Source organism: Streptomyces sp. NPDC088733 (genome assembly GCF_044751185.1).
GTDB lineage: Bacteria > Actinomycetota > Actinomycetes > Streptomycetales > Streptomycetaceae > Actinacidiphila.
In genome coordinates, this window is sequence record NZ_JBIVLH010000047.1 from 10194 (window position 1) to 31866 (window position 21673).

General features: G+C 69.4%; 24 protein-coding genes and 1 pseudogene. 13 read left to right on the forward strand and 12 right to left on the reverse strand.

Going from position 1 to position 21673, the window contains the following annotated elements:
• Nucleotides 1–124: 124 nt before the first annotated feature.
• Genes ACIP64_RS40535 through ACIP64_RS40545 form a run of 3 tightly spaced genes read left to right on the forward strand, consistent with a single transcriptional unit; the run spans nucleotide 125 to nucleotide 4598 of the window.
• Entirely contained in the window at nucleotides 125–1084 is a 960-nt protein-coding gene (locus ACIP64_RS40535) for a carbohydrate ABC transporter permease (RefSeq protein WP_401597632.1), read from the forward strand.
• Nucleotides 1084–1980: a carbohydrate ABC transporter permease gene (locus ACIP64_RS40540; RefSeq protein ID WP_401597634.1), complete on the forward strand. Its 897-nt coding sequence runs from the start codon at nucleotides 1084–1086 to the stop codon at nucleotides 1978–1980. The genes ACIP64_RS40535 and ACIP64_RS40540 overlap by 1 nt, the downstream gene beginning before the upstream one ends.
• Nucleotides 1977–4598, forward strand: a complete 2622-nt coding sequence (locus ACIP64_RS40545) for a glycoside hydrolase family 2 protein (RefSeq protein WP_401597636.1) — start codon at nucleotides 1977–1979, stop codon at nucleotides 4596–4598. The genes ACIP64_RS40540 and ACIP64_RS40545 overlap by 4 nt, the downstream gene beginning before the upstream one ends.
• Before the next feature lie 114 nt (nucleotides 4599–4712).
• On the opposite strand, the gene ACIP64_RS40550 is transcribed toward ACIP64_RS40545, so the two are convergent.
• On the reverse strand, nucleotides 4713–5063 hold the full coding sequence (locus ACIP64_RS40550; RefSeq protein ID WP_401597684.1) for a WhiB family transcriptional regulator: 351 nt from the start codon (nucleotides 5061–5063) through the stop codon (nucleotides 4713–4715).
• A gap of 203 nt (nucleotides 5064–5266) precedes the next feature.
• On the opposite strand from ACIP64_RS40550, the gene ACIP64_RS40555 reads away from it, so the two are divergent.
• Genes ACIP64_RS40555 through ACIP64_RS40575 form a run of 5 tightly spaced genes read left to right on the forward strand, consistent with a single transcriptional unit; the run spans nucleotide 5267 to nucleotide 8650 of the window.
• Nucleotides 5267–5608: an ArsR/SmtB family transcription factor gene (locus ACIP64_RS40555; protein ID WP_401597638.1), complete on the forward strand. Its 342-nt coding sequence runs from the start codon at nucleotides 5267–5269 to the stop codon at nucleotides 5606–5608.
• On the forward strand, nucleotides 5605–7329 hold the full coding sequence (locus tag ACIP64_RS40560) for a SulP family inorganic anion transporter (RefSeq protein WP_401597641.1): 1725 nt from the start codon (nucleotides 5605–5607) through the stop codon (nucleotides 7327–7329). Before ACIP64_RS40555 ends, ACIP64_RS40560 begins: the two co-directional genes overlap by 4 nt.
• On the forward strand, nucleotides 7326–7775 hold the full coding sequence (locus ACIP64_RS40565) for a pyridoxamine 5'-phosphate oxidase family protein (RefSeq protein WP_401597644.1): 450 nt from the start codon (nucleotides 7326–7328) through the stop codon (nucleotides 7773–7775). The genes ACIP64_RS40560 and ACIP64_RS40565 overlap by 4 nt, the downstream gene beginning before the upstream one ends.
• The gene (locus tag ACIP64_RS40570) at nucleotides 7772–8191 is read left to right on the forward strand and encodes an ATP-binding protein (protein WP_401597646.1); all 420 of its coding nucleotides are present in this window, start codon (nucleotides 7772–7774) and stop codon (nucleotides 8189–8191) included. Before ACIP64_RS40565 ends, ACIP64_RS40570 begins: the two co-directional genes overlap by 4 nt.
• A 33-nt stretch (nucleotides 8192–8224) precedes the next feature.
• The gene (locus ACIP64_RS40575; RefSeq protein WP_401597648.1) at nucleotides 8225–8650 is read left to right on the forward strand and encodes an STAS domain-containing protein; all 426 of its coding nucleotides are present in this window, start codon (nucleotides 8225–8227) and stop codon (nucleotides 8648–8650) included.
• Between the two features lie 93 nt (nucleotides 8651–8743).
• Here the strand turns inward: ACIP64_RS40575 and ACIP64_RS40580 are convergent, their stop codons facing one another.
• The 8 genes from ACIP64_RS40580 to ACIP64_RS40615 all read right to left on the reverse strand — a co-directional run bounded on the left by ACIP64_RS40580 (nucleotide 8744) and on the right by ACIP64_RS40615 (nucleotide 14493).
• The gene (locus tag ACIP64_RS40580; RefSeq protein WP_401597650.1) at nucleotides 8744–8917 is read right to left on the reverse strand and encodes a DUF6126 family protein; all 174 of its coding nucleotides are present in this window, start codon (nucleotides 8915–8917) and stop codon (nucleotides 8744–8746) included.
• Complete coding sequence (locus ACIP64_RS40585) at nucleotides 8914–9282, reverse strand: ArsR/SmtB family transcription factor (protein WP_401597687.1); 369 nt, start codon at nucleotides 9280–9282, stop codon at nucleotides 8914–8916. Before ACIP64_RS40585 ends, ACIP64_RS40580 begins: the two co-directional genes overlap by 4 nt.
• A 397-nt stretch (nucleotides 9283–9679) precedes the next feature.
• The gene (locus tag ACIP64_RS40590) at nucleotides 9680–9913 is read right to left on the reverse strand and encodes a hypothetical protein (RefSeq protein ID WP_401597652.1); all 234 of its coding nucleotides are present in this window, start codon (nucleotides 9911–9913) and stop codon (nucleotides 9680–9682) included.
• A gap of 199 nt (nucleotides 9914–10112) precedes the next feature.
• Nucleotides 10113–11168 (reverse strand): PP2C family protein-serine/threonine phosphatase, encoded by a 1056-nt coding sequence (locus ACIP64_RS40595; protein ID WP_401597654.1) that lies wholly within the window; start codon nucleotides 11166–11168, stop codon nucleotides 10113–10115.
• An 845-nt stretch (nucleotides 11169–12013) separates the two neighbouring features.
• A complete protein-coding gene (locus tag ACIP64_RS40600) occupies nucleotides 12014–12883 on the reverse strand; it encodes a GyrI-like domain-containing protein (protein WP_401597656.1) in 870 nt (289 codons plus the stop codon).
• 261 nt (nucleotides 12884–13144) lie between these two features.
• Nucleotides 13145–13333 (reverse strand): hypothetical protein, encoded by a 189-nt coding sequence (locus ACIP64_RS40605; protein WP_401597659.1) that lies wholly within the window; start codon nucleotides 13331–13333, stop codon nucleotides 13145–13147.
• A gap of 159 nt (nucleotides 13334–13492) precedes the next feature.
• On the reverse strand, nucleotides 13493–13969 hold the full coding sequence (locus tag ACIP64_RS40610) for a MarR family winged helix-turn-helix transcriptional regulator (RefSeq protein WP_401597662.1): 477 nt from the start codon (nucleotides 13967–13969) through the stop codon (nucleotides 13493–13495).
• Between the two features lie 86 nt (nucleotides 13970–14055).
• Nucleotides 14056–14493: a hypothetical protein gene (locus ACIP64_RS40615; RefSeq protein WP_401597665.1), complete on the reverse strand. Its 438-nt coding sequence runs from the start codon at nucleotides 14491–14493 to the stop codon at nucleotides 14056–14058.
• 475 nt (nucleotides 14494–14968) lie between these two features.
• Between ACIP64_RS40615 and ACIP64_RS40620 the strand changes: the two genes are divergently transcribed.
• A complete protein-coding gene (locus ACIP64_RS40620) occupies nucleotides 14969–16162 on the forward strand; it encodes a barstar family protein (protein WP_401597667.1) in 1194 nt (397 codons plus the stop codon).
• 182 nt (nucleotides 16163–16344) lie between these two features.
• Here the strand turns inward: ACIP64_RS40620 and ACIP64_RS40625 are convergent, their stop codons facing one another.
• Nucleotides 16345–16959 carry a TetR/AcrR family transcriptional regulator gene (locus tag ACIP64_RS40625; RefSeq protein ID WP_401597670.1) on the reverse strand — a complete coding sequence of 205 codons (615 nt, stop codon included), beginning with the start codon at nucleotides 16957–16959 and terminating at the stop codon, nucleotides 16345–16347.
• A complete protein-coding gene (locus tag ACIP64_RS40630) occupies nucleotides 16959–17807 on the reverse strand; it encodes an oxidoreductase (protein WP_401597673.1) in 849 nt (282 codons plus the stop codon). Before ACIP64_RS40630 ends, ACIP64_RS40625 begins: the two co-directional genes overlap by 1 nt.
• Before the next feature lie 221 nt (nucleotides 17808–18028).
• Here ACIP64_RS40630 and ACIP64_RS40635 point away from each other — a divergent pair.
• The 3 genes and pseudogenes from ACIP64_RS40635 to ACIP64_RS40645 all read left to right on the forward strand — a co-directional run.
• Nucleotides 18029–18331, forward strand: a pseudogene (locus ACIP64_RS40635) (hypothetical protein); the annotation flags it as partial.
• A gap of 13 nt (nucleotides 18332–18344) precedes the next feature.
• Nucleotides 18345–18584, forward strand: a complete 240-nt coding sequence (locus ACIP64_RS40640) for a hypothetical protein (protein ID WP_401597675.1) — start codon at nucleotides 18345–18347, stop codon at nucleotides 18582–18584.
• A 145-nt stretch (nucleotides 18585–18729) separates the two neighbouring features.
• Nucleotides 18730–19227, forward strand: a complete 498-nt coding sequence (locus ACIP64_RS40645; RefSeq protein ID WP_401597677.1) for a hypothetical protein — start codon at nucleotides 18730–18732, stop codon at nucleotides 19225–19227.
• Between the two features lie 925 nt (nucleotides 19228–20152).
• Here the strand turns inward: ACIP64_RS40645 and ACIP64_RS40650 are convergent.
• Nucleotides 20153–20551 carry a winged helix-turn-helix transcriptional regulator gene (locus tag ACIP64_RS40650; protein WP_401597679.1) on the reverse strand — a complete coding sequence of 133 codons (399 nt, stop codon included), beginning with the start codon at nucleotides 20549–20551 and terminating at the stop codon, nucleotides 20153–20155.
• 39 nt (nucleotides 20552–20590) lie between these two features.
• On the opposite strand from ACIP64_RS40650, the gene ACIP64_RS40655 reads away from it, so the two are divergent.
• On the forward strand, nucleotides 20591–21583 hold the full coding sequence (locus ACIP64_RS40655; RefSeq protein ID WP_401597681.1) for a zinc-binding dehydrogenase: 993 nt from the start codon (nucleotides 20591–20593) through the stop codon (nucleotides 21581–21583).
• Nucleotides 21584–21673: the final 90 nt, after the last annotated feature.

Consider the following 21673-nt stretch of genomic DNA (forward strand, 5'->3'; position numbering starts at 1 on the left):
CGCACCTGGCGGCCCCGCGGCCCATGCCCCGGCACCGACCCGACCGCGCGGCCGATCCCCGAACCGGTCGCGCCCGGCCGCTGCACGTACCGCCAGTCCTTCCCCGGCCGAAAGAAGCAGTTCCATGTCATCGACCAGCACACTGGCCGGCGCCCGCACCGCGCCCGAGCCCGCACTGCCGGCCGCCCGCCGACACGGACGGCGCCGCGGCGGCCCGAACACACCGCGCCTGCTGTGGCTGACGGTCCCGTCCCTGGTGTGGTTCGGCGTCTTCTCGGTGGGGCCGCTGGTGGCGATGTTCGTCATCGCCACCCTGCGCTGGAAGGGCCTCATCTACGACCCCACCTTCGTTGGCACAGACAACATCCGGCACGTCTTCGGCGACCCCGTCTTCCACGACGCGCTGCGCAACAGCGCCGTGCAAGTCGCCGTAGTCATCCCGGTGATGATCCCGCTGGCCTTCATGCTCGGCTACCACCTCAGCACCAAACCGCGCGGCTACCGCCTGCTGTCCGTGCTGTACTTCTCGCCCGGTCTGATCTCCATCTCCATCACCGGGATGATCTTCTACGGGGTCCTGTCACCGAACGGCGGCACCAACGGCCTGCTCCAAGCGGCCGGCTTGGACTCGCTCGCACACTCCTGGCTCGCGGACCCGGCCACCGCCCTGCCCAGCCTGATCGCCATCGACCTGTGGCGCGGCATCGGCTGGACCGCCGTGCTGTTCGCTTCCCGCCTGGCAGCCGTCCCCGGCGACGTGATCGAGGCAGCCCGGATCGATGGCGCCGGACGCCTGCGCATCATGTGGCAGATCGCCTACCCGATGGTGAAGGACTACCTGCGCACCCTCACGATGCTCCAGTTCCTCTGGACCCTGTTCACCTCCGCCGCGCTCATCCTGCTGCTCACCAAGGGCGGACCCGGCACCTCCTCCACCACCTTGTCCTACCTGGTGTACGAGAAGGCCTTCTCGCAGAGCGACCTCGGCTACAGCCAGGTCGTCGGCGTCGTCCTGCTGCTGGCCGGCGTCGCCGGGATGCTGCTGATCCGCGCACTCCTGCGCAGCCCCGAGGAGAAGATCTGATGACCGCCCCCGCCTCCTCGCCCACCGGCAGCCACCCGGCCGACTCCGAACGCGCCCGACCCGCACGGCGCTCCCGGCGACGCGGCACCGGACCACTCGCCGTACCCCTGTCCTGGCTGTACGCGCTGCTGCTCGCCGCGCCGCTCTACTACCTGGCAGTGAGCGCGCTCAAGACCAACATCGAGATCTTCAACCACCCCTTCGCGCTGCCCGAGCACTGGCTGTGGCACAACTTCCGCACCGCCTGGCAGACCGCGGACCTCGGGCGAGCGCTGCTGAACTCGCTGCTGATCTCCGTCGTCGCGATCGTCCTGACACTCGGGTTGGCGCTGCCCGCGTCCTTCGCGCTGGCCCGGATGGACAACCGGCTCTCGCGGCTGGTCACCGGCGCCTTCTCGGTGGGCTTCCTGATCCCGCCGTTCGCGGCGCTGATTCCCACCGTGATCCTCGCGATCAAGCTGCACCTGTTCTACACGCGCGAGTTCCAGATGCTCTTCCTTCCGGCGAGCGCGCTGCCGCTGTCGGTACTGCTGCTCACGCAGTTCATGAAGACCGTGCCGCCCGCCCTGGTGGAGTCCGCGGCTCTCGACGGCGCAGGCAACTGGCGGTTGCTGGTCAACGTGTTCACCCCGATCGCGATGCCCGGCGTGGTGAGCGTGGCGATCCTCCAACTGCTCACCTTCTGGAACGAGTACCTCTTCTCGCTGACCATCACCGGCACCGCACCCGAGGTCCGCACCGCCCAGGTCGCGCTTCCCACCCTGATCTCCGACTCGACCGACTTCGGCGTCCTCACCGCCGGCACCGTGCTGACCCTTCTGCCGGTGTACGTCGCCTACTCGCTCGCCAACCGCCGTATGCAGGAAGCACTCACCGCAGGAGCAGTCAAGGGATGACACTCAGCACTGAAGCCGGCACCGGCTCCGACACGGGCCCCGTCTCCAGGACCGGCACACCCACCGGCACACCCACCGGCACCGCCGCCTCGACGCCGCCCGCAGTCCGCCACGACCTCGGGGGCGAGTGGCAGCTGACCTGGCTGGCAGGCCCGGACGGCACGCCCGCCGCGATCCGCGACGCCGCACTGCCCGCCCAGGTACCCGGCGAGGTGCACACCGCGCTGCTGGCCGCACGCCACTTGGCCGATCCGGACGTGGGACTCGGCGAGACGGCACAGGACTGGGTGGGCCGCTCGCAGTGGTCGTACCGCCGCTCCTTCCACTTCACACCCGTGCCCGGCACCCGCACCGACCTGGTCGCCGACGGCCTGGACACCATCGCCGAGGTGTACGTCAACGGCCGACACGTCGGCGCCGCCCGCGACCAGCACCTCGCCTACCGCTGGCCGGTGGACGACGCGCTGGAGCCCGGCGACAACACCGTCGAAGTGCGTTTCGCCTCCGCCTGGGACGCTGCCCTCGCCCACGAACGCGCGCACGGCCCACTGCCCTCGCCCTACGACGAGCCCTACGCCCACATCCGCAAGACAGCCGCCAACTTCGGCTGGGACTGGGGACCGCACTACGTCACCGCCGGAATCTGGCGTCCCATCAGGCTGGAGACGTACGCGGGCCGTATCGACCACATACGGCCGCTGGTCACTCTCGCCGCCGACCACCGTTCCGCCGAGGTCACCGCACACATACGCGCCGAAGCCCCCTCGGGCACCTCCGTCCTGGTCGAACTGACCGGCCCGGACGGCCGGTCCGCCGGAAACGCCACCGGCCAAGTCACGGGCGACGAGACAGTGCTGACGCTCACCGTCACCGACCCCGAACTGTGGTGGCCGGTGGGTCTGGGCGGCCAGCCCCTCTACCGGCTGACCGCCCGCCTCGACGCCGCGGACGGCACGGCACTGGACAAGACGGCGGTACGCCTCGGGATGCGCTCGGTCGCCGTGGACGAGACCCCGGACGCGCTCGGCACCCGATGGGCCCTCGTCGTCAACGGCCGCACCGTACGGGTACGCGGCTACAACTGGATCCCCGACGACACCCTGCCCAGCCGCGAGACACCGCAGCGCGTCGCCGCCCGCATCGACCAGGCCGTCGCCGGCAACGCCAACCTGCTCCGTGTGTGGGGCGGCGGCCACTTCGCCGACCAGCACTTCCTGGACGCCTGCGACGAGCGCGGCCTCCTGGTCTGGCACGACTTCCTGTTCGCCTGCGCCGCCTACTGCGAGGACGAGGAGACCGCGGCGCTGGTCACCGCGGAGGCCGAGCAGGCCGTCGCCAGGATGTCCCCGCACCCGAGCCTGGTCGTGTGGTGCGGCGGAAACGAGACGGTGCTCGGCCGCCACCACTGGGGATGGGAGGACCAGATCGGCGAACGCGGCTGGGGCGCCCACTACTACCTGAACGTGCTGCCCGACGTGCTGGCTCGGCTCGACCCGACCCGCCCGTACGTGCCCAACTCGCCGTGGTCCGGTGCACTCGACGCCGACCCGGCGACCGACACGCACGGCCTGAGCCATCTGTGGGACGCCTGGAACGAGGCGGACTACGCGCACTACCGGGACCACGACCCCTCCTTCGTCGCCGAGATGGGATGGTGCGGACCTGCCGCCTGGACAACTCTCGAGCGCGTCCTTGAGGGAGAGACCCCCGGGCCCAGCTCTCCGCTGACCCGGCATCACCTGCGCGCCATCGACGGCATGCACAAGCTGACCCGCGGCCTCCAGCCGCACGTGCCCGCACCGGCCGAAGGCGCGGACTGGCACTTCGCCACGCAGCTGGTCCAGGCCCGCGCGGTCGCCGCGGGCGTGGAATGGCTGCGCTCGCGCGAGCGGTGCGCCGGCGCCGTGGTGTGGCAGCTCAACGACTGCTGGCCGGCGATCAGCTGGTCGGCCGTCGACGTGGCCGGCATCGAGAAGCCGCTGTGGTACGCGCTCAGGCACTCCTTCGCGCCGCGCCTGGCGACCGTGCAGCCCGTGAGCCCCGGCCCGGCGCACGACCCGACGGGCACCGCGGGACTCGCGCTGACGCTGGTCAACGACTCGGTCGCGGACTGGACACCGGAGGTATCGGTGGTCCGTACCTCCCTGGACGGCCAGGAGCTGGCCCGTACCCGGCTCGAGGTGAGCTGCCCGGCGAGCGGCCTGCTCACCCTGCCGCTGGACCCGGCGACAGCCGCGCCCGCCGACCCGCACGCCGAACTCCTGGTCGTGGACACGGACGGCGCGCGGACGACCTGGGCCTACCGCCCGAGCCGCGGCCTGGCCTCGCCTCCCCCCGCCCGTACAGTGACCACGTCCTACGCGGACGGCGCGCTGGCCCTGACGGTCACGGCGGAGTCGGTGCTGCGCGACGTCTGTGTTTTCCCCGACCGGCTGGCCGCCGCGCTGGGCCTCCCCCCGCACACCCTGACGTCCGACACGTCCCTGGTGACCCTCCTCCCCGGCGAGAGCCACAGCTTCCACATCACCACCCGAGACGGCAGCGCACTGCAAGGGGCCGAGATCCCGGAACCGACGCTGCGGCTGGCGGTCCGCTCGGCGGAAGAGCTGACTATGTGACCGGTTGGCTGCTAGCACGCCTGATTGCCGTGCCGGGAACACGCCAGGCACGGGCTTCCCGGCGAGTCTTTCCTTGATCCGAGTGGAAGACCGTGCCTGGGACCTCGTCGATGGTCAGCCCGTCTCGCGAAGGGCGTACCCGCTGCGAGGCCGGGCACAGGTCTGCAGGTGATCCTGGCGGGCGGCTTCCAGCAGAGCACGCCAGGACACCACCGCCGGCCGGCGCCGCAGCAGCGCCCGGCGTTCCGGCTCGGTCATGCCGCCCCGGACGCCGTCCTCGATGCGGTGATCCAGCGCGTAGGCCCGGCACTCGGTACGTACCGTGCAGTCCGTGCATAGGGCCTTGGCCCGTTGCGGTTCGGCACCTTGAACGAAGAGCGCATCAGCATCGCCCGTGCGGCACGCCGCGTGTCGGCCCCAGTTCTGTGACCCCACCCCAGCCGTCCTCTCCGCACCCGTGATCAGGCAATCCGGGCAGGCCGAAATCGGCCTGAGCCGGCTGAGTGAGGTCGTGAAGCCGAGATGGACGCATCCATGACCTGCAGAATTGCAAAATTCTTCAATTCGATACATGCTGATGTTGTTGTGTCCGTAGGTGGTAGCCGGTGACGGGGCGTACGTGCTCGCCACGGAGCGGGCTGAGCGTGACGATGGGGACTGGAGTACCGGTGTCAGTACCGCTGTATCGGGCGAAGGCGGATCTCTTCCGGATGCTCGGGCATCCGGTGCGCATCCGGGTACTCGAGCTGCTGCAGGCCGGTCCGATGGCGGTGCGGGAACTACTGGCCCGTACCGAAGTCGAGTCGTCCACGCTGTCGCAGCAACTGGCGGCGCTGCATCGGTCGGGCATCGTGATCTCGGCGCGGGAGGGCTCGACTGTGGTCTATGCCGTGGCGGGCAGCGAGGTGGGGGAGTTGTTGCGGGCGGCGCGTCGGATTCTCACCGAGTTGCTCACAGGCCGAAGCGAGTTGCTGACCGTGCCCCAGGAGGACGGGGTCGTTGCTCCGTGAGCGGGCTGCTGAACCGGGTCTGGAGTCCGGTCCGTGCTCTGCTGCCCGCCCGTGCGGATCTGGCGCGGATGAGCCGGGACCCGGGCCGGGACCTACTGGCGGGACTGACCGTGGCAGTGGTCGCGTTGCCGCTTGCACTGGGTTTCGGAGTGTCCTCGGGTCTCGGTGCCGAAGCAGGGCTGGCGACGGCCGTGGTGGCCGGGGCGCTGGCCGCGCTCTTCGGCGGGTCGAATCTTCAGGTCTCCGGGCCGACGGGCGCGATGACCGTCGTCCTGGTGCCGATCGTGGCCCGGTACGGAACGGGCGGGGTTCTCACCGTCGGCCTTCTGGCCGGGCTGATGCTGATCGCGCTGGCCTTCGCCCGTGCCGGCCGGTACATGCGCTACGTACCCGCGCCGGTGGTCGAGGGCTTCACTGTCGGCATCGCCTGCGTCATCGGGCTGCAGCAGGTTCCGGACGCGCTGGGGGTGGCCACACCTCGGGCCGGCAACATCCTGGTCGCCACCTGGCGAGCGGTCGAGGCTTTCGTGGCCCACCCCCATGGGACCGCTGTCGGATTGTCCCTCGCGGTGGCTGTCGTCATGCTCGTCGGCGCGCGACTGCTGCCGATGATCCCGTTCTCGATCCTCGCGGTCGTCGCGGCCACCCTCGCGGCCGAGATGCTGGATCTGGATGCCGAGCGAATCGGCCACCTCCCGGTCGGGCTTCCCGCGCCGTCGCTCGGCTTCCTGGACTTGTCGCTGGTGCCCTCGCTGTTGGCTCCGGCCGTTGCCGTGGCCGCCCTCGCCGCCCTGGAGTCGCTCTTGTCGGCCACCGTCGCCGACGGCATGACGGTCGATCAGCAACACGATCCGGACCGTGAGTTGTTCGGTCAGGGCATCGCCAACCTCGCTGCGCCACTGTTCGGCGGTGTTCCGGCCACGGCCGCCATCGCCCGTACGGCCGTCAATGTACGCACCGGCGCGAGATCACGACTGGCCGCGCTCACGCACGCCGTCATTCTGGCCGCGATCGTCTTCGCCGCGGCGCCGTTGGTCTCGCGGATCCCTCTGGCGGCGCTCGCGGGGGTTCTGATCGCCACAGCGGTCCGCATGGTCGAAGTCGGCTCGGTGCGAACGATGGTCCGTGCCACGCGTTCGGACGCTCTGGTACTTGTACTGACCGCCCTGGCCACGCTCGCCTTGGACCTCGTGCAGGCGGTCGTCATCGGGCTGGTCGTGGCCGGCGCGCTGGCGCTGCGGGCGGTGGCCAAGCACGCCCGGCTGGATCAGGTACCGCTGGCGCGCGACCTGCCCGGCGGGCACAGCAAGGAGGAGCACGCACTCCTGGCCGAGCACATCGTGGCGTACCGGATCGACGGTCCGCTGTTCTTCGCCGCCGCCCACCGTTTCCTGCTGGAACTGACCGAAGTGGCCGATGTCCGAGTGGTCGTGCTGCGGATGTCACGGGTCACCGCGCTCGACGCCACCGGTGCACTGGTCCTCAAGGACGCGATCGACAGGCTGACCCGCCGCGGTATCACCGTCATGGCCTCAGGCGTCAAACCGGGACAGGTCCGCACCCTCGACACCCTTGGCGTACTGGACACACTCCGGGCCGACAACCGGGTGTACGCCACCACGCCCGACGCCATCCACGCCGCCCGCACCCACCTCCACCACGTGGGGATCCTTCGCGTCCCGGCGCAGACGACCCCGTCCGCCGAGGAGCCCATCCGGTGAGCACGCCTGAACGACGGATCATCGAGGTTTCGGGCGCGGAGGCCTTGTGGCTGCTCAAAGGCAGCGTCGGCGGGCGGCTGATCCATACGCGAGGCGAAGTGGCCATCGTCCGCCCGGCCACGCACATCCTGGAATACGGCCGACTCATCGTCCGTTCCCCGGCCCCGGTCGCCGCCTTCGCCGAGCCGGTCACCGTCACCTACCAAACCGACCAAGTGAGCGTCTCCGCCGGTCGCGGCTGGTCGGTCACCGCCACCGGGCCCGCCGAGGTGATCCGCGAACCCGAACAGGTCGCCCACTACCGCCGCACGCTCGCGGGCTGGATCCACGGCCCGCACGACACGCTCATCCGCGTCCACCCGCACGCCGTCCAGGGCCACCGCCTCGGCATCCCGGCGCCATCCAGCGCCGTCACCTCCGGAAAGGACAGGCCTGGCCTCCGGTGACCGCTCACACCACGCTGCGCCACCGCCACGTGCTGACGCTGTCCGCGCAGCCGGCTGCCGTGGCGGTGGCGCGCAAGACCGCCGAATACGTCTACCGCACCTGGGGTGTCCATCCCCGTCACCCTGCCCTCGCCGCGGCTCTGCTGATGCTCAGCGAACTGGTCACCAACAGCGTCCGGCATGCCGCCGAGGTCTCTCCCAGCCTCGATGTCCTCTACGCCGTCGGCGGTGGAGTGCTGGCATTCGCCGTGCACGACCGCCATCCCCACCGGCCGGACTTGACGACAATCGCCAAGCCGGGTGGCGGACTGGCCATAATCGCCGAACTCACCACCGAGTACGCCGGGACAGCCACGGTCCGGCCCGATGCCGATGCCGGCGGCAAGAGCATATGGATCACCCTTCCGCTGCAGTAAGCCTGGTACAGCACCTACTCAGAGAGCATCACCATGTACACCGCGACCTTGCAGTGGCACTACACCGCCCGGGACGACCTGGGCATCCTGGCGCTGGCCGGGCACCTGGGCGGCACAGCGGCGGGTCGCTTCGCCGGCGCCGTCAACTGGGCGGCTGCCCACGGCACAGGGCCAGTCATCCTCGACCTGACGGCCTTGAACACCTGGTCCCATCAAGGACAGGCCGCCATCGCCAAGGCCGCCCGCAGACTCGGGTCGCAGGGCCGGACCCTGGAACTGTCCGCGATCCCGGCCGGAGGCACGGCCGCGGTGCTCTACCAAGGCACCCCGTACCTCCCGGTCCACCACGACCTCGACGCCGCGCTGGCCGCCCACGGCATGAGCCGGGAAGAACCCGTGGACCAACGTCAGTGGCGTTCCGGCGGTTGGGACAGCCACCGATCCGCCCCGTGCTCCTGAGCCCCCGCAGTCACGCGCCGGGCGCTCCCGATGCTGTGCGCGATCGGCAGCTGCGTCGGGTGCGGAAGCAATGGTCCATGAGTACCTCGGTGGTCACTTCGGGGCGTGCTGCCCCAAGTAGAAGAGCAGGATGATGAATCCGGCAATGATGTGCGTGACGAAGACGTAGACCAGGACGCGAAGGAGGACTGCCTTCTGCTTGTACTTTTCGCTGTTCACGTCGTTGCCCGAGGGTGCGGAGGCCGGGGCTTCGGCCCCGTCGCTCATCTGTTTTCTCCCGGCACCTGCGCCTCGACAGCTCCGGCGTCGGGCTGTTGCAACTCGGCGAGGAGGTCCTGCTGTCCGACGAGCAACTCCGACAGGATCCGGCGGGCGGCCCGCAGCAGTTCCGCCACGTCCCCGCCCGCCAGTGCGTACACCACGGTGGTTCCGTTGCGGGTGGCCGTGACGATGCCGGAGCGGCGCAGCACCGCCAGTTGCTGGGAGAGATTCGACGGCTCGATCTCTATGGCGGTGAGAAGTTCACGTACGGGCCTTGGGCCGTCCTGCAGCAGCTCCAGGACACGGATGCGCACGGGGTGCCCGAGCATTCGGAAGAACTCTGCTTTGGCCTGATAGAGAGGAACCTGCACCGCGACCACTCCAGCCCTCCCTTGGTTGTCAATTGAAGAACTTTTCAATTCTAACTCCATGGTGTGATGACTTGAGGCGTAGGGCCGGCCGCAGGTGTCGGGCGCCGCTGGTCGGCCAGGGGTGGTCCTACCACCGCCTTTTGGTTGGGTTGGTCAGACGCTCGGCGTGCCGCGGTAGGCGATCCCGGTCCGTGGCGAGGACGTACTGCTACGGTCGGTGACCGCTCGGCGGCATGACGCGGGGCATGGCGACGAGATCGCACACGATCGGCACCACGGCATCCACGCATGACGTGCCTCGCGAGAACCCGAAGGCTGTCAGAGCCGTGGCCGTTCCCCCTCGGGCCGCCGGCCTCTTCCCGCGGGCATGTGCCCCTGACGGCACGCGTCGCATGGTTCAGCTCCCGGCCGGACTGTCCCGCGACTGCTCCGGGCCAAGATCCCGCCCGACATCGATGCCGTGGTCGCGGGCTATCCGCAGTGCGTCGTCAAGGTCGTCCTGCGCCACGGCCACGGCGTAGGGGTCGTCGATCCGCACTGCTGCCTCAAGAGCAGCACGCGCCTCACACACGCGCTGCCGCAGGGCCTCCATGAAGCCGCCAGTCGCGCCGAGCCCACGCTCCCACACCACGTGACTACTCCAGAAAGTAGAGAATTGAAGAATTCTTCAACTCTAACAGCTGTCCGCCATCGCTTCGAGAGGCGGGACAGGCGGGCCCGTTCCCCTCAACGCGATTCCATGGCTGGCCCGGGCGCAGGACGCGCCGCGGCTGCCGCAGTGTTCTTTGCGGTGGGAGAGGCTGGAACGGGCGTATTTACGACCGCTTGGTCTATGGGGTGTGGGTGAGGGCGAGGAGTGCTGTGTCGTCCTGGCGGGGGCCTTCGGTGTGCCGGTGGACGTCGTCGACGATTTTGCGCAGGAGTTCGTTGGGTGTGGTGAAGCGGATGGTGGGGAGGCGGGTGTGTGGGTTGTAGAAGGTTCCGTGCCGGTTGCGGGCTTCGTGGATGCCGTCGGTGCACATCAGCACGGTGCATCCGGGGGGCAAGGTCACGGTGTCGGTCTGGTCGGGGCCGTTGCCCAGGCCCATGCCCAGTGGGACGGCGGGTTGGGTGGGCTCGATGGCGCGTACCGTTCCTGCGTGGAGGAGGAAGGGTTCGGGGTGGCCGCGGTTGATCAGGCGCATTTCTGTGGCGCCGGGCGGGAATTCGGCGATGACGGCGGTGGCGAACCACTCGCCGCGGTTCTTCGCGGTGGCTGCTCGCTGGGCTCCTCGGTACAGGGCCCGGTCCAGGTGTGCGACGACGCCGGCGAGCGTGGGTTCTTCGTCGGCCGCCATGCGGAAGCTTCCCAGGACGGCGATGGCGGCTCCGACGGCGTCCATTCCCTTGCCGCGGACGTCGCCGACGATGCAGCGCAGCCCGTAGGGGGTGGTCTGGACTGCGTAGAGGTCTCCGCCGATGTTTGCTTCCCGCTCGGCGGCCTCGTAGCGTGCGGCGATCTGCAGCGGCCCGACGCGTTCGGGTGGTGCGGGCAGGACGGCGCGTTGCACGGTGGCGGTGATGCTTCGGGCCGCACGTAGCCGGATCTCGCGCCGGAGTAGGAGCCGGTTGATCAGGATGGATGCGACGGCGACCGCGGTGATCGACAGCAGCTCGCTGATGCCGCCCCAGGTGGCCAGCAGCCCGAAATGCCCCAGGGCCACCGCGTCGGCCGCGATCGCACACAGGCCGATGAGGATGGTTCCGTCCAGGGACAGCAGTGCCGCGGCGATCATGGGTGCCACGGAGTAGAACGCGGCGCCGCTGAACTGCACGGGGGCGAAGTAGTCGACGAGGAAGCCGCAGATCAGCAGCACGGCGGGCAGCCATCGGACGAAGCGTGACACTTCAACCGGCTGTTTCGCGCTGATCGGACCGACGCCCGCCACTGGCCACTCCCGCCGTCCCGGTCACCTCTTGCGCCTCCAAGGGTCTCCGGGTTCGCAGCGGCCGGCCAATGCTGGCCGCCGGTCGGGGGACGGCCGGCCCGGCGGGGCGGCCGACACGGGAGGCGGCGGCCGCGTGGTGCTGGAAGTCGCTGGTACGTCTGCGTCTGATTCGCTCGGGCGAGTGCCTGACCTGCGAGGTCACCGAGGGCAGCACGATCTCTGCGCACCTTCGATGCGGTCCTGCACTCGATGAGGGCGGCCGGGGGTTGTTCATTGTCGCTCAACTGACCCAGCGCTGGGGTACCCGCCACCACTCGAAGGCAAAGGCCATCTGGGTCGAACAACCCTGCGCAGTCGACGAATCCCTGCACGAGAACCAGAATCTGTCAGGTGCAACGGCGCCATGAGAACCGTCCGCTGACGGGCCGACTCGGAGCAGGGCTTTTTGCAGACGCCGCCCATCACGTCCGGCGGTGAGCCCTCGTGTGCGCGGCCGTCATCGCCGGCGTGATCCTGCTGTGGCCCGCTCCGGAGACCGCACCCGCAAAGCCCACTCCGACGAGATCGAAGCGGTGCCGAGCCGGTCATCGCCCCCGCTCGGGCTCGGACGCCGAGGCGACCACGCCGTTTTCTTTCATCCGGCGGGTGCGGGAATCCGGCGACCGGGCCCGTGGAGGCCGGGGAACACGCCACGGTCGTGCAAGGCCCCGACGGCCCACCTGCAGCAGGTGTTCGGTCTGTGACCGAGCGCTTCAGTCGGCGGAATCCGCAGACTGAAGCGTTCAGCCGTGTTCGGTGGTGGGTCAGGCTGGTTCGACGGGCAGCCACAGTTCGCAGGTCGTGGTGCTGAAGTCGTCCGCGCGCTCGAGGATCGCGACGATCGAGGGGCCCGGTCGCAGTCGCCACGGGTTGGAGGGGAACCACTCGGTCGCGGTTGCCGCCCACGTTGTCTGCAGGGCTTGAGGGTGTGGTCCGCTGGTGCGGAAGACTGCCCACCTCCCGGCGGGCACCTCGATGCTGTCGAGGTCGTTCGGGACTGCCGTGTCGTGGGTGAGGGCGACGCCGTGGAGGTAGGTCAGTTCGCTGCCCTCCTCGCCGTCGGGGTCGAGGTCGTCGGAGACCTGGAGCAGGCCTCCGGGTTCGGTGTCGCCGAGAGCCTTCAGCCGTAGGTGTTCCTCTTGCGGCAGTGCGGCGATGTGCCGCTCGATGTGGGGATTGGCGCCGTGGTGGATGAGTGGGACCCGGGCTGCGTGTCCGACGAGCCGGAACGCGGGTCGGTCGATGAGGCGGGTGTCCATGGGGGTGCTCCCTTCGACGGTCAGGCGGAACCTGAGCTGCGGTTGTGTGCGCAAGGGGCCTCCATCGCGGCGCACGTCACCGGGGCCGGCGCCGTGGACTGCCCGGAACGCGCGTCCGAACGCCTCACTCGAGCCGTATCCGTGGCGGACGGCGATGCTCAGCAGATCGCCCTCGCCGCGCACGACGTCGGCGGCGGCAAGGGTCATACGCCGCCGGCGTATGTACTCCGACAGCGGCATGCCTGCCAGCGAGGAGAACATCCGGCGCAGGTGGTACTCGGTCGTGCCGAGCGCCCGTGCCAATCCGCGTACGTCGGGATCCTCCGTGAGGTGCTCCTCGACGAGATCGACGAGCCGGTTGAGTGCCGAGATCACGAGACCTCCCTTCGATGTCGACCCTGGCAGCAGCAACCCCAGCCGCACCCGACCGTTCCGAACCGATCCGATCATCCGCCCCGACTGACAAGCAGATACACCCCCGGGCCTTCTGCAAGGCTCAGCCCGCCGGCAACGACGCTCACCCGCCGACTGAAGCGCTCGGTCATGGCACTGCCCGACGGCCACCGGCCCGCATTCGTCACCGTGGTCCGTTCATTGCCGCGGCGAAGGCTCCTCGGCGGGCGGACGGTTAAGGAATCACCCGTCAACGAGCAGCACATAAGGGGCAGGAAGCCAATGAAGCCCGGGATCTCCCACGTCGGCAAGAACGACGGTTTCGACCATCAGCACCCCGGTGCTGAACGCCGTCCAGGAGCTCCACCAGACACCGGCGGCCACGGGTGTCTCGCATCTCATCGCGCCGGGCGAACTGATCTCCACCAGCATGGATCTGCGCATTGGCTCTGAAACCGCCATGTGGCTCGCCGAACCGGGCGGGCCGGCAAGTAGACCTCCACCCCGGCCGTTGGCACCGCCACGCCCAGGAGCTCCGCCCACTGGACGATCCGAGGCGGCGCGAGCAGCCCTGGTGAGTCCGTGAGCCGCCTACACGGCTCCAGGGCGCATGCGCTTGATCATCGTCTCGTGCAGACGGCCGAGGAGGTCGGTGAAGACCTCTCGTTCCTGGGGAGTCCAGCTCTGCGTGGCGATGGCCATGAGCTGCCGGCGCGAGGTGCGGATTTCCTCGAGGCGCAAGTGGCCGCGCGGGGACACCGCGAGGACGACCGCGCGGCGGTCTTCGGGGTCGGTGGTGCGCTTGATGAGACCACTGTCGACGAGGGGCGCGACCTGCCGTGTGACGGTGGAGGCGTCGATGCCCATGCCTTCCGCGAGTGCCTTCACGCCCATCGGGCCGTCGCTGTCCAAAAGGTGGAGCAGGAGGTATGCGCCCCGGTCCATGGAGTTGCGGGCGGTGCCGACGCCGCCCAGCCGCGTCTGTTCCGCGCGCCGCGCTGACAGCGCCACTTCGTACTGCAGGCGGTCCAGAAGGTCGGTCGTGCTCTGCGAGGGGGAAGTGGGCATGGGGCGAGGGCTCGCATTCGGTTGGTCGTGTCAGGGTTGGGAGAAGAGTACGCGCGAGGCCGCCGGCAGCTACTGCAGGGCCGCGATCAGGGCCCGCTCGGGCCGGCACACCGGGCACGGCGCGGCATCGGGCTGCTGCAGGACTGCCACGCTTCTTCCGCCGCGACCCCCTGACGGCTGCGGCGGACACTCACGCAGTCCCCGCGATGCACCAGCAGCAACGGCCCGTCCTCGCCCGGCTTTTGGAACCGCCGCTCCACCAGCCACCGCGGGACGTGCGAGTAGTCTGCGCCTTCCAGTGGGGAACACGACGCGGCCGACGCCCAGAACTCGACCGGCGACGGAACAGCCCTCATCACCCCGTGCGAGTCGTCCCTCGCCAGCAACGTCACGGTCACCCGGTACCACCAGGCCCTGCCCTGCTGCCAGCGGCGCTCCAGGACCATCGCGCGCAGTTCCTGACCGTCGGGCGGCCGAACTGACACCCCCGACCCGGTGCCGTCCGCCTCGTCTTTGCTGGTCACCGCAGCACGGTAGTCCCGCCACCGAGAGGCCCGCCCCCGGGCAGCGCAGACGGGGTGCTCCTGTTGGGTGGGTCAGCTCGGCACAGGGGTGTCCGCCGGCGCGGTGGCGATCGGAACATCCGGACAGGCCGACGCCTCCCGCATCAGGGTGCCTTGTTCGAGGTCGTCGACCGCCAGATGTCAGCGGCTCTTCACCGTTGCCCAGTCCACCAGGCACGCGCAGCGTGCGGCCGCGTAGGGGGCAACCACTCCGCGACGTTCTGGTCCGCCTTGGCCCTGTTCGTGCGAACGGCTACCTCCACGAGCGCCCGCGGTTCGTCGAGGTCTTTGGCGTAGTCCTGCCGCTGCGCCGGCGTCCACTGCGAAGCGCCGACTGGCGGGGAGCGTCATTCCGAGCAAGCGATATTCGGAGGGCTTCGGCGTCAGCGAGCCGTAGGGTTGGCGCGCCAAGGCAGCCTGGTAGCAGGGGAGAAGCGTGCGATCGGAGGAACATGCGGGGTGGGAGCGGGACTTCCCGATCCGGTATGTCCTGGTGCGGGAGGACACCGACGGTGAGGAGGAGGCCGTGTTGTGGGGGAGGTGCGCGGAGGCCGAGGGCCTGTTCATGGACGCGCCTCCGCTGCCGCGAGAGGTTCTGACGTTTCGCGGCTGCCCACGCGAGAGCCTGCTGGTCCAGGCCGTGACGCACGCCGCCGAACCGGTGCGGCTGCTGGGGGACGGAATGCTCTCGATCGAGCCTGCGGATCCCTCGAACGGCGGGCCGTCCCACCACTGGGACCTGGAGGACACGACCGTCCTGGCCCAGTGGCCCACGCCGGGCGATCCCGGGCGCGTGGACATCGTCGTGGGCACCAGCGTCAGAGAGGACGACTACTGGGGCAGCAAGCGGCTGCCTTCGAGCCCGCGGTTCGACCTGTGGTTCCCCTCGATCCGAGGGGACAGCCCATCGGGCGGTTGCCGTTCCATTGACGGCCTGTTCACCCCGCGCCCGCAGCGACCGACCCAGCCCGTGCACCTGATCGGCTGCGAACCCGCCGCACCGCTTCTGGCCCTGCTGTGTCGTCCTCTTCCGCAGCAGGGCGACCCGATCACGCTCTGGCGCCTCGATCGCCACGGCCGGACGATGACCGGCTACCACCTCGACCTGGACATCGTCGAGGCACGCCCATCCGTCCTCGGCGGAGCCCTGATCGATGTCACCATCACCGACCCCGGTGACAACCGTCCCACCCCGGCCGCCCGCCCCGTCTGGGAGATCTGGTTCGACGGTGTTCCCATGCGGCCGAACCAATGGGCACACTTCGATGCCGAGGGCCGGTCCGAGTGGCTGGACCTCACCCGCGCCGGCCTGTACGGGCTGCAGGGCCTCTCCGGCGGGACGTACCACCTGGACGGACAGCACGTCACCGACAGGACCGGCTTGCTTCTGGCACTCGGCGAAGCCCTGCTCGGTCCTGGCGCCCACTACGGCAGAGACCTGGACTCGGTGCAGGACTACCTGTGCGGCGGGCTCTCCGTCGTCCCCCCGTTCACCCTCGTCTGGCACCACGCCGACATCGCCCGCCGCGCCCTGGCCGGACACATTCTGGACCACCTTGGCGGCCTGTCCTACTTCGAGGTGACCGTGAACCTCCTGCGCGAGTACGGCGTCACCGTCGTCCTCCAGTGAGGGAGGCGAAGGGTGCTCCCGCCTCCTTGAAGACGGCGCCTGACAGGGAGGAGGAACGAAGTGGGCCACCGCCTGGTCCGGCAGGGCCCGGTTGTCTCGCCTCCTGGGACTCGGCCGGCGCTACGGGTATCGAGGTACACGGTCCAGTCGGTGGCGGCGCGATCCCGCACATGGCGGATGCCTCAGGTGGTCAGTCCGGCCATGGTCAGCCAGATGTGTTCGCATGTCGCCGACGCGTTTTGGAGCTTCTCGCGGGATTCCTGTGAGGCGTGGTAGAAGGTCCGTTCGATCATCCAGCACAGGGCGCGTGCCATTGCCGGGGCCTGGTCCGGTGCGGCGCCGGCCTGGATGCCGGCGCGTTCCAGGACGGCGGTGATGGCCGCGATGAACAGGTCAGCCGTGTGGTTCCACAGCTCGCCGATCTCCGGCACGGTCAACGACAGGTCGATTGCCGTGCGCATGACCAGGCCGTGCTCATTCCACAGCTCGACCGTGCGCTGCATGGCTGCCGCGATGGCCCGGCGCGGCTCGTCGGCCTCCGCGGTGGCCCTCGACCGCTCCCACAGGTGCTCGACGGTCCGGGCCACGAGTGCCGTGACCACTTCTTGCTTGGAACCGTAGTAGAAGTACAGCGCGCCGCGGGTGATGCCGGCGCCCTGGGCGATGTCGCCGACGGTCATGGCGTCGTAGCCCTTGTGCGCCAGCAGAACCTCGCAGGTGTCGAGGATGGCCCGCTCTCGGACGTCGCCCTTGCGTTCGGCGGCGCGACGGCTCCGCGCGGGGTGGTGGCCGGGCATCAGAGCTGCGCGCCGTCGGCGAAGTCGGTCGTACGGGAGAGTGTCTCCCATGCACGGATGTCCTCGTCCACGGCGGTGCGGGCGGCGGTGACCAGTCGCAGCGCGTCCGAGCCCAGGACGAGGTGGGCCGGCGGACGCTCGACCGAAGTGATGTGCACGAGGGCGTCCCCGGCCTTGGCTGGATTGCCCAGCTGGTTGCCGCTGGCCTTCTGCCGCGCTTGTCGGATGGGGGTGAACAACCCGTCGTAGTCGTCGACGGTCCGCGCGGCGCGTGTCATGGACCGTCCGGCCCAGTCGGTGCGAAAGGAGCCGGGCTCGATCGCCGTCACGTGGATGCCGAACTGCGCGACTTCCTTGCCCAGCGCCTCGAGGATGCCTTCCAGGGCGAACTTGCTGCCGCAGTAGGCGGACATGCCGGGTACGGCCATGAGCCCGCCCATGGAGGTGACGGCCATCAGGTGTCCGCGGCGACGTCGGCGCATGTGGGGCAGCGCCGCCCGCAGCGTGGCCACCGCCCCGAACACGTTGACCTCGAACTGCCGCCGCACCTCGGCCAGCGGGGTTTCCTCGAAGGTTCCCTCCAGTCCGTAGCCGGCGTTGGCGACGACGACATCCAAAGGGCCGACGCTCTGCTCCACCTCCGCGACCACACCGGGGACGGCGTCGTCGTCCGTCACGTCCAGCAGGCGAGCGTGAGCGGTACCGGGCCTGAGTTCTTCGAAGGCCCGCAGGTCCTCCTCGGAGCGGACGGTGCCGACGACGGTATGGCCTGCGGCCAGGGCGGCCTTGGCGAAGGCACGTCCGAGGCCCGTGCTGACGCCGGTGATGAGCCAGTTCTGCTTTGGCACTGTTCCTCCAGAGAGGTCTTGCGAGGAGCCGGACCGCTCCTCTACCAAAAAGTCTACACGGTGTCGATTTTTACCGTCAGCATGTAGATTCTGGCGGTGCTCACGGGGTGGAGCACTCAAAGTCATCCGCGTGCCCCGCCCCGCCCGAATTGGCGCCGCCAAGGCCCAGCAGCCATGCCGTCGACCAGAACTGCACCCCGATCACCCCAGGGACACCCAGCGAGGCCGACCGCGCCCGCCCCGGCACCGCCGCACACATGGCAGCCATGCCCGGCATCACCGTCGTCGGCCTCGACCTGCCCGCAGCCCTGGCCGTCGCCCGGAGACCACTTGGGCCGCCGCTCGCACCCGACACGCGACCCAGCCCACCCACCCCGGAGCGCCCCGATGGTGCGGTGATCGCCACCGCCGCCCCGGACCAGTGGGCCGGCGTGCGGCGGGTTTGCCGGTCTCGGGTGTCGCGTGCGTTCCGGGAGCGGCACGGGAGCGTACCCGGACGCCTGTGGTGTCCTGTTGCGCCGTGAATGGAGAGGGCGTGTGCCCGTTGTGAACGTCCGGATGCCCGTTCGGCCGTCGGCATGCCCGGGGTCGCTTCGTCGAGATGACTTCCAGGCCAACTTTGCCGGCGCGGAGTGGACCGACGATGAGGCCTTCACCGTCTATGGCCTCGACGACGCCACGATTGCCGCGTTGCGCTTTTGGGTTGTGCAGTGGGTCGACGACCTGGCGGCCCGGCTTCTCGGGATTCCGGCAATCCTGACGTCGACCGAGGGCTGAGACGAAAGCGCGGCGGCACGCGTGGTGGACGCGACCCCGGGGTGACGCGTCCATCCGGTGACCCGAAGGGTTCGTAACTACTGCATGTTGAGGGCGTTCGGGCTGTGGGCTTGTTTGTTCGAGGGGTGGAGGGGCGGTGGGAAGCATGGCTGTTGGTGTTGTTGCAGGTGTTGTTCGGCTACTGTGCCGATCGCGGCCATCATCGTCATCGCGGCTGGTTCTGGTGGGAGTTGATGGTGTGGGGATTTTGATTTTGATTTTCTGGGGTGGCAGCGCCTGCTTTTCCGTCTGGCGTGCCCGGCGGTTGTGGAAGGATCCCGACTACTACCAGCAGGTTGTGGGGCGAGGGGTGTTCCGGTTCGGGGACGACGTCAGCCGCGGGCTGGTTCGCGGTTGGGCTCCTTTCTCGGTCGGCGTCATGGCCTTGATGGCGGCGATGGCGATGTTCATCATTGCCGGTGTGGGACAACGCCCGAATGAGGGCCCTTCCGCGGCAGCTGTCACGGCTGGACTGTTGCTTGTTCTTTTCGTGGTCGGCGTGGTCCTCCAGTTGCTGGTGGCCTGGTTCAATCGGCCGCGATGGTGCGTCCCCCGCCTACCTCCGGCAGGAGATCGGTGTGTGGGCGGGGCGATACCCGCGTAAGGCGAGCTGACCGCGTGCGCTGGATCATCGGTGATCCGGCGCACGCTGCTCCTCGACGAACACGAGCACCGCTGTGTCCGCGCTCCGTGAGGAGGTGTGCGGTCCACGATCGCCGCGTTGCGTTCCTGGGCTGTGCAGAGGGGGTTCCTTCGGCGGGATCCGTTACGGGGGTTGCGACCTGTACCGCTATACGGCGTGCTCCAAGCCGGCGCGTCGTGTCCGAGGAGATCGGCGGTCTCTTCGTGCACCGCCCGTAGCTTCCCGTAGCGCGGGTGCGTGACCCCGGCCTGGGCGGCGAAGGCGCGTAGGTGTACGTCGACGGCGGCCTGGGGGACCGGCCGACGAGGTTCCCGAGATGGTCCACGCTCTTTGGCCCCACGTCCCTTGTCTTCCGCAGGGTGTCACGGTTGGCCTGCCGGCCGAGCCGAGCGGGGGGCTCCGGGCCGCAATGTGGGCGGTGGACTACTGGATTGCCGGTCGGATCGCCGACGGATCCCTGGATCCAGCGGGCCGGTACCCATCTCATCTGGGCAGACATCGCCTTTGACCTCGGCTGCTCCGAGGAGCTGGAACCCCTTGTGCACTGCGCGCACAACCTGGACGGCTGGGAAGAGAGCTGGTGGGTTTTCGACGGAGAAGCGGTTGAGGCGGCGAAGCAGTTCCTCAGCAGGGGGTCGGGAGCCGAGGCGCGGGACTGATCAGCGGTTCGTTCTCGCCACCGGGATTGGTCGCCCGCGAGCTGATCCACTCACTCGGCGTGGCCTCACCACAGAACCTGTGCCGGAGCCGGAGAGCTGACGGCACGCGGTGTGCAGGCTGGTTCGGCCCGACCGCTTCGCCGGGGCATCCGGAGGGCTCGGTGCGGTTTGACGCCGCGCGGGTGCACACCGGATCCGGGTCGAGAACCGGCCCGGTCCGGGTCCGTTCAGTCGGTGTCGGGTCCCTGCTCCGCCGCGGTGTCGTAGGCGGCGCGGGCCTCGGCGACCGCGGACCGATGCCGCTCGGCCCATCCCACCAGCGCGGTCAGTGAGGTGTGGAGCTCCCAGGCCATGGGGGTGAGGCTGTACTCCACCTTGGGCGGCACGGTGGGATACACGGTGCGAACGAGTAGTCCGTCCCGCTCCAGCCTGCGCAGGTTGAGGGTGAGCATCCGTCGGCTGATGCCGTTGATGGCGCGTTCCAGTTCGGTGAAGCGGACCGGGCCGTGGGCCGCGGCGATCAGGATCCCGATGCTCCACTTGCCCGCCACGCGGTCGAGTACCTCGGTGACCGGGCAGGCTTCGTCTCTCACTGCCTCTGCGACATGCGTGTGACTGCGTGACATAAATGTGCCTCCTTCCGCTGGCGAGCAAGGTTACCGACGATGGATGCTGCAACCCGTCGTAAACCGAAGGAAGAAGACATGTCCGTGCGTGCTCTCGTCGTCGATCCGTCCGCGCCCGCCGCTGTCCGCCTCGCCGAGGTTCCCGATCCCGTCCCCGGGCCGGGCCAGGTCCTGGTGCACGTCTCTCACGCCTCGTTGAACTACGGCGACCTCAACGACGCCCGCTCCGGTCGCCTCCCCGTGGGTGCGGTGCTGGGTTCGGACGCTGCCGGAGCAGTGGTTCGAGCCGCGGCCGACGGAACCGGCCCGACGGTGGGGACCCAGGTGGTGGCCCTGACCTCGGGGGCGTTCGCTGAGCGCGTCGCGATCGACGTGGGTGCGCTTGCCGAGATACCGAAAAACCTGGAACCGGCGCAGGCGGTCGCCCTGCCGGTCGCCGGAGTGGCTGCACTGCGCTCGCTGCGGGCCGCCGGGCTCGGACCGGGCAAGACAGTGCTGATCACTGGCGCCTCCGGCGGAGTTGGCCGGTTCGCCGTTCAGCTGGCGGCGCGGGCCGGTGCGCATGTGATCGCGTCTGTGGGCTCGGCCGCCCGCAGGGCGGGGCTGGCCGAGGCCGGTGCCGGCGAGGTGCTGATCGGACTGGAAGGACTCCAGCGACCGGTCGACGTGGTCATCGACAGCGTCGGCGGCTCCCAGCTGGTGGCGGCGTGGAATGTGCTCGCTCCCGGAGGCAGCGTGCAGAGCGTCGGCTGGACATCCGGGGAGCCGGCGGTCTTTCCACCGTATGCGACCGTCGGCCCGGCCAAATCGCTGACCTCGTTCGTCATCGAGGGCGACACCGGCGAAGACCTGGCCGTTCTCACCGAGCTGGCCGCCGAGGGGGCCGTCACCGTCGAGATCGGCTGGCAAGGATCCTGGGACCGCTTCCATGAGGCAGCCGAGGCGCTTCGCGGGCGTCGGATCCCCGGAAAAGCGGTCCTGGAGGTGGCACACGGTGAGCTGCAGGCCCCGATGCCTTCTGCGCAGGGCTAGGGTCCGTCTTCAAACGGATCTTGCCCAAAGCAGGAACGACGCGAGTGTGACCGCTGCTTCGTAGGAGGTGGCGGTCTTCTCGTAGCGGGT